This is a genomic window from Kribbella italica (assembly GCF_014205135.1).
Lineage (GTDB): Bacteria > Actinomycetota > Actinomycetes > Propionibacteriales > Kribbellaceae > Kribbella > Kribbella italica.
Genome location: NZ_JACHMY010000001.1, coordinates 4,283,800 through 4,295,858, shown reverse-complemented (window position 1 = coordinate 4,295,858; position 12,059 = coordinate 4,283,800). Strand labels below are relative to the sequence as shown.

11 protein-coding genes are annotated in these 12,059 nt (G+C 70.8%); 8 read left to right on the top strand and 3 right to left on the bottom strand.

Features of this window, described 5'->3' with window-relative positions; genetic code table 11:
* Positions 1-40 precede the first annotated feature (40 nt).
* The 3 genes from HDA39_RS19800 to moeZ all read left to right on the top strand — a co-directional run bounded on the left by HDA39_RS19800 (position 41) and on the right by moeZ (position 6,937).
* Positions 41-2,713, top strand: a complete 2,673-nt coding sequence (locus tag HDA39_RS19800) for an alpha/beta hydrolase (RefSeq protein ID WP_238356098.1) — start codon at positions 41-43, stop codon at positions 2,711-2,713.
* A 93-nt stretch (positions 2,714-2,806) separates the two neighbouring features.
* Positions 2,807-5,575 (top strand): Calx-beta domain-containing protein, encoded by a 2,769-nt coding sequence (locus tag HDA39_RS19795; protein WP_202893060.1) that lies wholly within the window; start codon positions 2,807-2,809, stop codon positions 5,573-5,575.
* Between the two features lie 171 nt (positions 5,576-5,746).
* Positions 5,747-6,937, top strand: a complete 1,191-nt coding sequence (gene moeZ, locus HDA39_RS19790; RefSeq protein ID WP_184797113.1) for an adenylyltransferase/sulfurtransferase MoeZ — start codon at positions 5,747-5,749, stop codon at positions 6,935-6,937.
* 83 nt (positions 6,938-7,020) lie between these two features.
* Here the strand turns inward: moeZ and HDA39_RS19785 are convergent, their stop codons facing one another.
* Both HDA39_RS19785 and HDA39_RS19780 read right to left on the bottom strand, forming a co-directional pair.
* Positions 7,021-7,899 carry a GNAT family N-acetyltransferase gene (locus HDA39_RS19785; protein ID WP_184797111.1) on the bottom strand — a complete coding sequence of 293 codons (879 nt, stop codon included), beginning with the start codon at positions 7,897-7,899 and terminating at the stop codon, positions 7,021-7,023.
* A gap of 107 nt (positions 7,900-8,006) precedes the next feature.
* Positions 8,007-8,711, bottom strand: a complete 705-nt coding sequence (locus tag HDA39_RS19780) for a hypothetical protein (protein WP_184797094.1) — start codon at positions 8,709-8,711, stop codon at positions 8,007-8,009.
* 57 nt (positions 8,712-8,768) lie between these two features.
* On the opposite strand from HDA39_RS19780, the gene HDA39_RS19775 reads away from it, so the two are divergent.
* Positions 8,769-9,035 (top strand): DUF2277 domain-containing protein, encoded by a 267-nt coding sequence (locus HDA39_RS19775; protein WP_184797091.1) that lies wholly within the window; start codon positions 8,769-8,771, stop codon positions 9,033-9,035.
* Between the two features lie 15 nt (positions 9,036-9,050).
* Here the strand turns inward: HDA39_RS19775 and HDA39_RS19770 are convergent, their stop codons facing one another.
* A complete protein-coding gene (locus HDA39_RS19770) occupies positions 9,051-9,608 on the bottom strand; it encodes a TetR family transcriptional regulator C-terminal domain-containing protein (RefSeq protein ID WP_184797089.1) in 558 nt (185 codons plus the stop codon).
* A gap of 88 nt (positions 9,609-9,696) precedes the next feature.
* Between HDA39_RS19770 and atpE the strand changes: the two genes are divergently transcribed.
* From atpE to HDA39_RS19750, 4 genes are all read left to right on the top strand, one after another.
* Positions 9,697-9,921 carry an ATP synthase F0 subunit C gene (gene atpE / locus HDA39_RS19765; RefSeq protein WP_184797087.1) on the top strand — a complete coding sequence of 75 codons (225 nt, stop codon included), beginning with the start codon at positions 9,697-9,699 and terminating at the stop codon, positions 9,919-9,921.
* Between the two features lie 90 nt (positions 9,922-10,011).
* Positions 10,012-10,731, top strand: coding sequence for an SDR family oxidoreductase (locus tag HDA39_RS19760; RefSeq protein ID WP_184797085.1), 720 nt, complete (start codon positions 10,012-10,014; stop codon positions 10,729-10,731).
* Positions 10,732-10,796: 65 nt separating this feature from the next.
* A complete protein-coding gene (locus tag HDA39_RS19755; protein WP_184797083.1) occupies positions 10,797-11,636 on the top strand; it encodes a TIGR03560 family F420-dependent LLM class oxidoreductase in 840 nt (279 codons plus the stop codon).
* Between the two features lie 32 nt (positions 11,637-11,668).
* The gene (locus tag HDA39_RS19750) at positions 11,669-11,965 is read left to right on the top strand and encodes an MGMT family protein (RefSeq protein WP_184797081.1); all 297 of its coding nucleotides are present in this window, start codon (positions 11,669-11,671) and stop codon (positions 11,963-11,965) included.
* The last annotated feature ends 94 nt before the right edge of the window (positions 11,966-12,059 follow it).

The window sequence follows — 12,059 nt, the reverse complement described above, 5'->3', positions numbered from 1 at the left end:
GGCACTGCTGGTCCCGGCGAACCAGAGTCAGGCAGCACCCATGACCGGCCAGGCGTCGCCGACCGAGAGCAAGGACTGGTCGATCAAGCCGGTCGCCACCGGGTACGAGGTCACGCTGCGGCTGGCCGAACCGGTACCGATGCGTGCGGCCCTGCCGCTGCTGGCGGTCGACGGCCGGGTCGTCGGTACGGCGAAGGCGTCGGCGGACCGCCGTACGCTCACCGTCGTCACCCAAGACAAGTCGGTCCGCAGCGGTCAGCAGGTCACGCTGGTCTGGTCGACCGAGCTCAACAGGGGTAAGGGCGGACGCTCCACCACCGACCCGACGCTGCTCAAGGAGTGGCAGCAGCTGCCACCGGGCCCGGCGAACGCAGTCGACCCCGCTGCGCTCGGCCAGTACGGCGTCGGCCTGTCGGAGTACAACCTGGGTGCCGAGGCGATCAACCTGCCGGACCTGGGCCACAAGGCCGAGCTGCAGGGCCGGGTCTACACCCCTGTCGGTGCGACTGGGCCCCGGCCGCTGGTGGTGTTTCTGCACGGCCGCCATCAGGTCTGTTACGGCGGCAACGAGAACGGCCCGTACCCGGACAAGCCCTGGCCGTGCACCGGCCAGTGGAAGCCGATCCCCAGCTTCCGCGGCTACGACAGCCCTGCTTGGGCACTGGCCAGCCACGGCTACCAGGTCGTCTCGATCAGCGCGAACGCGATCAACGCCTGGGACGACGGCACCTACGACGGCGGTGCGATGGCCCGCGCGCAGCTGGTCCTGGCCCACCTCGACCTGTGGAAGCAGTGGTCGACCACCGGCGGCGGCCCGTACGGCAAGCAGTACGTCGGCAAGGTCGACCTCGGCAGCGTCGGCCTGATGGGCCACTCGCGCGGTGGCGAGGGCGTTGCCCGGGCCGCGCTCCTCAACGCTGACCGAGGTGGCAAGTACGGCATCCGCGCGGTGCTGCCGCTGGCACCGGTCGACTTCTCCCGGCCAACCGTGCCCGGCGTGGCGATGAGCGTGCTGCTGCCGTACTGCGACGGCGACGTCGTCGACCTGCAGGGCCAGAAGCTCTACGACGACAGCCGGTACGCCGTCACGCCGGACCAGGCCCGCCGGTCGACGCTGCTGGTGCTCGGCACCAACCACAACTTCTTCAACCGCGAGTGGACGCCCGGCCAGTCGGTCGCGCCCTCGTTCGACGACGGCTACGACGACGGTACGACGACCAGCCCGTGCTCGGTCCGAGGCGGCATGCGGCTGACCGCCGTACAGCAGCAGGCCGTCGGCCGGGCGTACATCGCGGGCTTCTTCCGGCTCGAGCTGGGCCGCGAGCAGGCACTGCTACCGCTGTTCGACGGGTCTAACACCCGCGCCGAGTCGGTGGGCAAGGCCGTCGTCCGCGTGGTGTCGCAGGCACCGGGGGCACAGCGGCGGGACGTGAACCGGCTGGACGCCGCGCTGCCGGCCGGCGCTGTCAGCGGAGCCGCGAAGGCCGAGGTCTGCGCGGGCCTGCCCGACGACAGCGGACCCGCCCCGGCGCTGCCTCCGTGCTGGACGTCGTACGACGGCTGGAAGATGCCGCACTGGAACTCGTCAGCCATCGCCAGGACAGCACCGACCACTGCCGTCACCAGGCTGCGGTGGACAGGCCCGACCGGCTCGGTGCGCTTCGACCTGCCCGCCGGGCAGCGGGACGTCACCAAGTACACCGCGCTGAGCTTCCGCGCCTCGCCAGAGCCGACTGGTCTGGCCAGGCCGGACCTCTCGCTGCGGGTCACGGACGGGCGCGGCCAGTTCGTCAACGTGCCGGTGTCGGCGATCAGCGACGCGTTGCTCCGGCTGCCCGGCGCGAACGACTTCGCGCTGCCGAAGACACTGCTGCGGACGGTCCGGCTGCCGCTGTGGTGGCTGGGCAAGCTGGACCGGAAGGACATCCGCTCGGTCGAGCTCCGCACCGACCGGACTGCTGCCGGTGCCATCTACCTGTCCGACCTGGCTTTCTCCGGCGCCGGTCTGGGCACGTCGGCTCCGGTCAAGCTGCCTAGTGTGTCGGTGGCCGACGCCAAGGCGACCGAGGGCAACACCGGGACCACCTCGCTGGACTACTGGGTGTCGCTGTCGCGGCCGTCCGCCGTACCGGTCACTGTGTGGGCCGAGACCAGCACCGGGAATCCGTGGGAGGCCCGGCCGGAGGACGTGAGCCGGCGGCTGGTGTTCGCGCCGGGGCAGACGAAGCAGAAGGTCAGCGTCGTGGTGAAGGCGAACACCGTGGACGGCTACGACCTGAAGGGCACGCTGCAGCTGTCGCTGCCGACGCAGGCGATCGTCGGGGACGCGCAGGCCGACGGCGTGGTGCTGGACGACGACCCGGCGCCGGTGCTGACGATCGGCGACGCCGTCGGCCACGAGGCGTCCGGCAGGCTGCGGTTCCCGGTCCGGCTGTCGGCACCGACCGGGAAGGAGATCACCTTCGAGGGCCAACTGATCAACGGGACGGCCAAGCTCGGGTCCGACCTGCAGGGCTACGCGCCGGGCATCCCCAAGGCGTTCGGCCACGTGAGCGCCGGCGAGCGGGTCGGCTGGATCCAGGTCGACCTGCTGAACGACAAGGTCGTGGAACCGGCCGAGTCGTTCTCGATCTGTGTCGGCACCGTCGACGGCGTCGTGTTCGCCGGGCCGGTGACGCGGTCCGGGCTGATCGTGGACGACGACCGGAGCTGATCACACGTCGGTGGTTGCCGCGTCAGACTGTGGCATGACGCGGCCTCGGACCGTGGCATGATTTTCGTCCCGATCCGTTGACCACGACAACCAATGCGCCGCCTCGGGGGTCTGACGGACGACCTGTTCGTCGACGAAGGGAACCTCGTGCGGTTGATCGGCAGCAAAACACTGTCGCTGGGGATGGTCGCACTACTGGGCTGGGGACTGGTGCCGCAGGCATCGGCGGCACCGTCCCCCGCTCCGCATACTGTTGCCAAGAGCAATGACTGGCAGATCGAACGCGTCGCCGGCGGGTACCGGGTGACGCTCGACCTGGATCGTCAGGTCCCGTTACGAGACGCGCTTCCGGTGCTGTCGGTCGACGGCCGCGTGATCGGCGTGGCCAAGGAGTCGGCCGATCGCCGGAGCGTCTCGCTGATCAGCAAGGACCCGGCCGTGCTGAAGGCCCGGGACGTGAAGTTGACCTGGTCCGGCGACCCGGACGGCGACGGCAAGCGGTCCAGGGCCGCGGCCGGACCGACCGACGCGGACTGGCTGAAAGCGAAGATGGGACCGGCGCTGGCCGACGATCCCGGCGCCAAGGGCAGGTACGCGGTCGAGACCTCGGAGTACAACCTCGGTGACGAGGCCGTCTACCTGCCCGGGCTCAAGCAGAAGTCGGAGCTTCGCGGCAAGGTCTACGCGCCGCGCGGTGCGACCGGCCCGCGCCCGCTGGTCGTCTTCCTGCACGGCCGTCACCAGGTCTGCTACGGCGGCGACGAGAACGGCCCGTACCCGGACAAGCCCTGGCCGTGCACCGGCGTCTGGAAGCCGATCCCGAGCTACCGCGGGTACGACGGCCCGGCCGAGGCCCTGGCCAGCCACGGCTACCAGGTCGTCTCGATCAGCGCCAACGCGATCAACGCCTGGGACAGCGACGCGTACGACGCCGGCGCGCAGGCCCGGGCCGAGCTGGTGCTCGACCACCTCGACCTGTGGACGAAGTGGTCGACCGTCGGCGGCGGTCCGTTCGGGACCAAGTTCGTCGGCAAGGTCGACCTGCGCACCGTCGGTCTGATGGGTCACTCGCGTGGCGGTGACGGCGTGGCGCGGGCCGCCGTACTCAACGCCGATCGCGGCGGCAAGTACGGGATCCGCGCGGTGCTCCCGCTCGCGCCGACCGACTTCGCCCGGGCGACCGTGCCCGGGGTCGCGATGAGCGTCGTCCTGCCGTACTGCGACGGTGACGTCTCCGACCTGCAGGGCCAGAAGTTCTACGACGACACCCGCTACGCGGTCACCGGCGACAACGCGCCGCGCTCGACCGTCACGGTGCTGGGCGCCAACCACAACTTCTTCAACACCGAGTGGACCCCTGGCCAGTCGGTGGCCCCTTCCAACGACGACTGGTACGAGGAGGGCGCCGAGTCGCCCTGCGGGCCCAAGTACGCGGGCCGGCTGAAGGCCAAGGAGCAGCAGGCCGTCGGTACGGCGTACGTGGCGGGCTTCTTCCGGCTGCAGCTGGGCCACGAGAAGCAGCTGCTGCCGCTGCTCGACGGCTCCAACGGCAAGGCCGCTTCGACCGGCAAGGCCGTCGTACGGGTGGTCGCGCAGGCTCCTGCCGCTGACCGGCGCGACCTGTCCAGGCTGGACCAGCCGCTGCCGGCCGGAGCGGTCTCCGGGAAGGCCAAGGCGACGGTGTGCTCGTCGGACTGCGTGCAGGTCGAGGACCCGAGCCAGACGCCACACTGGATCCCAGCGTGGTTCGCGGCGCAGACGCCGACGCTAGGTGTCACCAAGCTGAGCTGGACCGGCAAGGACGGCGTACTGCGGGTTCCGGTGGCTGCCGGCCAGCGTGACGTCCGTCGGTACGCCGCTCTGACGTTCCGGGCGGCCCCTGATGCGGCCGGAGCGCCGCGGACCGACCTGAGCGTCCGGGTGGTCGACGGGCACGGCCGGGCCGCGTCGGTGCCGGCCTCCACCCTCGGCGACGCGCTGGTGCGGATGCCTGGCGCGGGTGACATCACGCCGAAGAACCTGCTCCGGACCGTCCGGGTGCCGATCGCGTCGCTGAAGGGGATCGACCTGAGCGACGTCCGGGCGGTCGAGCTGCGGACCGACCGGGTGGCGAGTGGCACGGTGCTCCTGAGCGACCTGTCGTTCTCGCGGCCGGGTGTCGGGACGTCGGCGCCGGCAGTGCTGCTGCCGAAGCTGTCCGCGTCGAACGTCAAGGTGCGAGAGGGCGACACCGGGACCAAGAACGTCGACTTCTTCGTGACGCTCTCGCGGCCGAGCATCCGCCCGGTCAGCGTGTACGCCGAGACGAACGGCGACCTCGGCAGCTCGGTCGGCCAGGTGGCGCGCAAGATCGTGTTCAAGCCCGGTCAGACCCGGGAGAAGATCACCGTGCCGATCACGGCGAACACCCGCGACAGCGCCGACCTGGCCTTCAGCCTGGTCCTGTCGGTCCCGCACGACGGGTTGCTGGACGAGTCGTTCGGGCACGGGCTGGTCATCGACGACGACCCGACGCCGACGCTGAAGGTCGGCACGGCGACGGCGAAGGAGAACGCGAAGGTGCTGAAGTTCCCGATCACGCTGTCGGCCCCGAGCGACCAGTACGTGTCGGTCGAGGGCGAGCTGAAGGACGGCACCGCCGTTCTCGGCAAGGACTTCAAGGCCCTCGACGAGGAGCCGCCGTCGCGTTCGTTCTACGGGTACGTCGAGCCCGGCCAGACCAAGGGCGTGATCGAGGTCCGGCTGATCGACGACAAGGTGAAGGAGCCCGCCGAGACCTTCACCGCGGCCGTCACGGAGGTGGTCGGTGGCGAGCTGAAGCTGCCGTTCAGCGTGACGGGGACGATCACCGACAACGACTGACCCCAGGGCGGCACCGCCGGCCGGCGGTGCCGCCCGCTCGTCTCGTTGCTGAGACGGCTGTACCGGAATGCGGACTCCTGACCAGTGGCTTGGGCCGGTGCGGGAACATGGGAGAGGGAAGGACGGTTGAACCCGGAATCCCCCCGATATTCCCGCTGACGAGGAGCGCCCGTGTCACTGCCACCGCTGGTCGAACCGGCCGACGAGCTGACCATCGACGAGGTCCGCCGGTACTCGCGGCACCTGATCATCCCCGAGGTCGGGATGGCCGGTCAGAAGCGGCTGAAGAACTCCAAGGTGCTGGTCATCGGCGCCGGCGGGCTCGGCAGTCCCGCGCTGCTGTACCTGGCCGCGGCCGGCGTCGGCACTCTGGGCATCGTCGAGTTCGACACCGTCGACGAGTCCAACCTGCAGCGCCAGATCATCCACGGCCAGTCCGACGTCGGCCGGTCCAAGGCGCAGTCGGCCAAGGACTCGATCCTCGAGGCCAACCCGTACACGAACGTCGTCCTGCACGAGACCCGGCTCGACAACGACAACGTGTTCGAGATCTTCGAGCAGTACGACCTGATCGTCGACGGCACTGACAACTTCGCCACCCGGTACCTGGTGAACGACGCCGCGGTGCTGCTCGGCAAGCCGTACGTCTGGGGCTCGATCTACCGCTTCGACGGCCAGGTCAGCGTGTTCTGGGCCGAGAACGGTCCCTGCTACCGCTGCCTCTACCCCGAGCCGCCGCCGCCGGGCATGGTCCCGTCCTGCGCCGAGGGCGGCGTCCTGGGCGTGCTCTGCGCGTCGGTCGGTGCCGCTCAGGTGACCGAGGCGATCAAGCTGCTCACCGGGATCGGCGACCCGTCGCTGGGCCGGCTGAACATCTACGAGGCCCTCGACCTGAACTGGCGCGCCCTGAAGGTCCGCAAGGACCCGAACTGCGCGATCTGCGGCGAGAACCCGACCGTCACCGGGCTGATCGACTACGAGAACTTCTGCGGCGCGATCACCGAGGAGGCGGCCGACGCCGCCGCCGGCGCGACCATCTCGGTCAAGCAGCTGAACGAGTGGATCAAGCTCAAGGACAACGGCGAGAAGGACTTCGTCCTGGTCGACGTCCGCGAGCCGAACGAGTACGAGATCAACAAGATCCCCGGCTCGGTGCTGATCCCGAAGGACCAGTTCCTGACTGGTGTCGCCCTGGAGAAGCTCCCGCAGGACAAGCAGCTGGTCTTCCACTGCAAGTCCGGCGTGCGCTCGGCCGAGGTCCTCGCGATCGCCAAGGGCGCCGGCTTCTCCGACGCCGTGCACGTCGGCGGCGGCGTGGTCGCCTGGGTCGACCAGATCGACCCGTCCCAGCCGTCGTACTGAGTCATCGCCCGAGCAAGCCCCCGCCGTACTCCGGTCCGGCGGGGGCTTCGCTGATCCGGTGCAGGACCTCCCCGCGGTACGGCTCACTCGACGACGAGGCTCCAGTCGTCGGAGACGCGGGTGGTACGGAGGCCGACCGACTCGTAGAGGCCGAGGGCCGGGGTCGGGTTGTTGCTGTCGACGTCGAGCATCGTGCCGGTCAAGCCGGCTGCGGCGTCGGTGGCGAAGGTGTGCTGGAGGAAGAAGCGACCCAGTCCGCGGCCGCGGGCTTCGGGGAGGACGGCCAGGCGGGCTACGTAGCCGCAGTGGTCGGTTTCGGCGTAGGTGTTCTCGGTGACGATCGCCGCGACCGGGCGCCCGTCGAGGGTGGCCAGCGTGACTCCTGACCCGGGCCATTCGTCGTACGGCGGCATCGCGTCCGCCGCCTGATCGGCGAAACCGTCGGCCAGTACGCCGTACGCCGCGCGGCGCGTCTCCTCGTCGTACGGGCTGGTGAGCGCGACCCCGGCCGGCGGCTCTGGTCCGGCGATCGGCGCGGTGTGGTCGACGCGCATCTGGAAGTAGCTGGTGCCGCGGACGAACCCGCGGGAGGTGATCAGCGCGCGCAGCGGCTCGTTCTGGCGGAGGACGGCGATCTCCAGCCTGGTGCCGCGGGTGACCCGCGTGATCGCGCTGTCGAGCAGCCAGTCCGCGCCGGGGGAGTCGGGGCCGCAGATCATCAGGTCGGCGTGCCGGCCGAGGACGACCGCGCCGAAGTTCACCGCACGGTCGGCGTCGTCGACGATCAGCCAGCCGTCGGTCTCGCGCTGGAACCCCGGCGCGGTCAGTCCCGCCGCGACACCGGCGAGCGTGGCGTCGGGCGAGCCGGTCAGACGGGTGTTGGAGGCCGCGAGCAGCTCGAAGATCGCGGCCGCGTCGGTCAGCCGCGGGGCGCGCGCGACGAGCCCGTCGGGGAGTCCCATCGAGTCAGTCTGAGGCCGTTGCGGGGTCAGTCGCGGCGGATCCCCGCGGCCGTCGCAGGGCCAGCGGTGCGGTCGCGCCGGACGCTCGCCGGATCGCCGTTGCGGGGTCAGCAGTTGCGGTCGCGCCGGACGATGGTGGGATCCCTGCGGCCGCGGCCGGTCATTGCGATCGGCTCCAGCCGGAGGTGGATCTTGACCGCGCGGGCGCCGGCGATGTCCCAGAAGCCGAACCTGAACGGCTGGTCCGGGTCGTAGGGTTCCCAGAAGGCGAACTGGAAGTCGCGGTCCTTGGGGTAGTGCTTGTCGGGCTCGTCGCCGGCGGCGATCCGGGCGGCGTCCTGGGCGCACGCGGCGACCTTGCGGGTGCCGCCGTTCGCGGGAGTCCAGACCACGTCGGTGGTCGACGGGCCGTGCTGGGCGTTGAAGTAGCAGGAGACGCGGCGCTCGGGGATCGGGCGGCCGGTGACTCGGGCCTGGACGCAGGCGATCGCGTACCGCCCGTCCGCCAGGGCGGCGGTCACACCGCTGACCGCGTCGAGGTCGTCCAGCCGGGGGACCGCGCGCTTCGCCTGCTCGTACAAGTCGAGGGAGGTCTGGTAGTCCGCGCGTGCCGCCGCATCCAGCTCGCGCCCGGCGAGTACGTCGCCCAGCCGGGCCAGCTGTTCGCCGTACTGGGTGACGTCCTCGTCGGCGAGCCGCCGTACGTCGGCCAGCTCGGCGGCCTGCCGGCGCTTGGCCATCCGCCGGGCCCAGGCGTACCGCCCGGCCGCGGCGACCCCTCCGCCGCCCAAGACGAACAGCACCAGCTCCATCTCAAAACTGTAACCGCGACGCCGCCGGTTGTCCCCGGCTCCGCGTACCGTCGGAGCATGTGCCGAAACATCACTGTCCTGAGAGGCCTGGAGCCGTCCGCGACCTCCGAGGAGATCTACGCGGCGGCCCTCCAGTACGTCCGTAAGGTGACCGGCGTCGGTTCGCTCAGCGCCACCACCCGCGAACCGATCGAGCGCGCCGCCGCCGAGGTCGCCCGCATCACCGAGGCGCTGCTCGAGGAGATGCCGGCCCGCCGGGTGCCGCCGCAGACGGTCCCACCGCTGCGCCGCCCGGAGGTCCGCGCCCGCCTCGGGCTGGACTAGCCGCCCGGGGCGGGACTACTTCACCAGCAGCCGGAGCGCGGCGACGACGTCCGCTCCGGTCGGCGCGTGCTCCGGATCGACCAGCGCCTGCAGCGCCACGCCGTCGATCAGCGCCAGCGCCAGCGAGCCGACGCGCTGTGCCGTCGCGTCGTCCACCTCGTCCGGCTGCTTGCCCAGCACCGCCGCCGCCACTCCGCGCCGCGACTGCTGGTACACCGTCGCGAGCCGCTCCTTGATCTCCGGCGAGTGCGGCGAGCGCGCGAACGCCTCGATGCTCGCGGTGGTCCGCCGCGGGTCCTCCCCGAACAGCTGACCCAGGACGTCGAGCACCTCCGCGAGCCGGGCCGCCGGGCTCCGCCCGCTCAGCTCGCCGAGCAGCTCCGCCTGCTCGTCCGCGGCGAACGAGTCGAGCACCGCCTCGGTGAGCAGCCCCTCCTTGGACCCGAAGTGGTACCCGATCGAGGCGAGGTTCGTCCCGGACCCGTTCACCAGGTCCCGCGCGGTGATGTCCCCGTACCCCTGCTCCGCGATCAGGCGTTTGGCCGTCGCCAGCAACTTCTCCCGGTTTCCCACGATCCGCATCCTAGGTCGTCGGCGTACACATTTGTCGTATACGCTTGTCATAGACAAATGTATATGACGATGACCGGGAGGTCCTCTGATGTTCGCGCTCGAAGTCACCGGCAACATCGCCGTGCTCGGCTACGGCCTGGCCGCGATCGGCTCCGCGATCGGGGTCGGGATGATGTTCTCCGCCGTGATCAACGGCACCGCCCGCCAGCCCGAGGCCCGCGAGACCCTCCAGTCGATCGCCTGGATCGGCTTCGGCGTCGTCGAGGTCCTGGCCGTCATCGGCATCGCCCTGGCCTTCGTCTTCCGGGTCTGAAAGCCCACCCCGTCAGGGAATCGTCAGCGCCGAACGACGGCCGGAAGCGCAGCATGGAAGGGACATCCCTCCCAGCGGAAAGAAGCTGTCGTGACCGCATCGTTGAAGGACAGGTCCGTGCTCGTGGTCGGCCGGGGCGGCGGCATCGCGCGCGCCGTCGTGGAGGCCGCCCGGGACGCCGGCGCGCTGGTCACGGCCGCCGGCCGCGACCAGGAGGCGCTGAAAGCGGCGTACGACGGGCAGCCGGCGATCGGCACCGAGCAGGTCGACCTGACCGACGAGGCGTCGATCGCCGCGCTCGCCGAACGGCTCGGGACGGTCGACCACGTGGTCTCGACGGCCTCGGCCCGGGCCCGCGGGAAGCTGGCGGACCTCGACCGCGACGCGCTCCGGCTGTCGTTCGACACCAAGGTGATCGGCCCGCTGATGCTCGCCAAGCACCTGGCGCCGCGGATGAGCCCGGGCGGGTCGATCACGCTGTTCTCCGGCGTCGCCGCGGCCAAGATCGCGGTCGGGACGCTCGGCGTCGCGATCACCAACGGTTCGGTCGAGGTGCTGGCCCGTTCGCTCGCGCTGGAGCTCGGCCCGCTCCGCGTCAACGCCGTCTCGCCGGGCGTGATCGACACCGGGGCGTGGGACGCGTTCGGCGAGCAGGGCAAGGCGGACTACTTCGCCGACCTCACCAGCCGCAACCCGGTCCGGCGGATCGGCACGATCGACGACATCGCGGCCGCGGTCCTGTTCGCGATGACCAGTACGTTCCTGACCGGAACGACGCTGCACGTCGACGGCGGTGAACCGCTGATCTGAGACTGCCCGTAGGCGGCGGGGTAGGTTGCTGGGCAGGTAGACCCTGACCCCAGCGGAGGCGTGCGATGCGGTTTGCGATCAAGACCCGGCCCGAACACACCACGTGGCAGCAGATGCGGGACGTGTGGGTGGCCGCGGACCAGTTCGAGATCTTCGAGTCGGCCTGGCACTGGGACCACTTCTACCCGCTGACCGGGGACATGGCCGGCCCGAACCTGGAGGGCTGGACGACGCTGGCCGCGCTGGCCCAGGCGACCAGCCGGATCCGCGTCGGCTGCCAGGTCACCGGCATGATCTACCGGCACCCGGCCGTCCTGGCGAACATGGCCGCGACCACCGACATCATCTCCGGCGGCCGCCTCGAGCTCGGCGTCGGCGCGGGCTGGAACGAGATGGAGACCGCGGCGTACGGGATCGACCTGCCGCCGTTGAAGGAGCGCTTCGACCGGTTCGACGAGGGCGTCGAGGCGATGGTCGCGCTGCTCACCGAGAAGGTCGCGAACTACGACGGCCGGTACGTGAAACTCACCGACGCGTACTGCGAGCCGAAGGCCGTCCAGACCCCGCACCCGCCGATCACCATCGGAGGCAAGGGCCCGAAGCGGACGCTGCGCGCGGTCGCGCGCTGGGCCCAGCAGTGGAACGTGATCGTGGCGGGCCCGGAGGAGTGGACGCCGCTCAAGCAGGTGCTCGTCGACCACTGCGACAAGCTCGGCCGCGACGTCGGCGAGATCACCTGCTCGGTCAACGTCCGGATCGACCCGGACAAACCGCTCGACGACGCCGTCGCCCTCGCCGCGGCGTACGGCGAGGCCGGTGTCGACCTGGTCGTGATGAACCTCCCGGTCGACTCCTCCCCGTCGGTCCTCGAGCCGCTCGCGAAGGCGCTGGCACCACTGGCCTGAAACTGTCGGTCCCGGGCGATACCGTGTCGCCCGTGGATCGCGAGGAGTACGTCGAGGCGGTGCTGCAAGCGGTCGAGTCGATCCCGCCCGGCAGCGTGGCGACGTACGGCGACATCGCCCAGTACGTCGGCCAGGGCGGTCCCCGGCAGGTCGGCGCGATCATGCGCGAGTACGGCGGCGGCGTGCCGTGGTGGCGGGTCATCCGGGCCAGCGGCGTACCGGCCGACGAGGTCGTCGACCATCAGATCGAGTTGCTGCGTGGCGACGGCGTCCGCGTCACCAACGGCAAGGTCGACCTGCGGCAGGTCCGCTGGGACCCGGAGGACTAGGCCGCGGCTTTACGCGCGGGCCATCTTGAGCAAGTACAGCGGCGTCGGCGGCACCCAGCCGAGCTGCTCATCCTCAACCGCCGCTGGCCTCTCG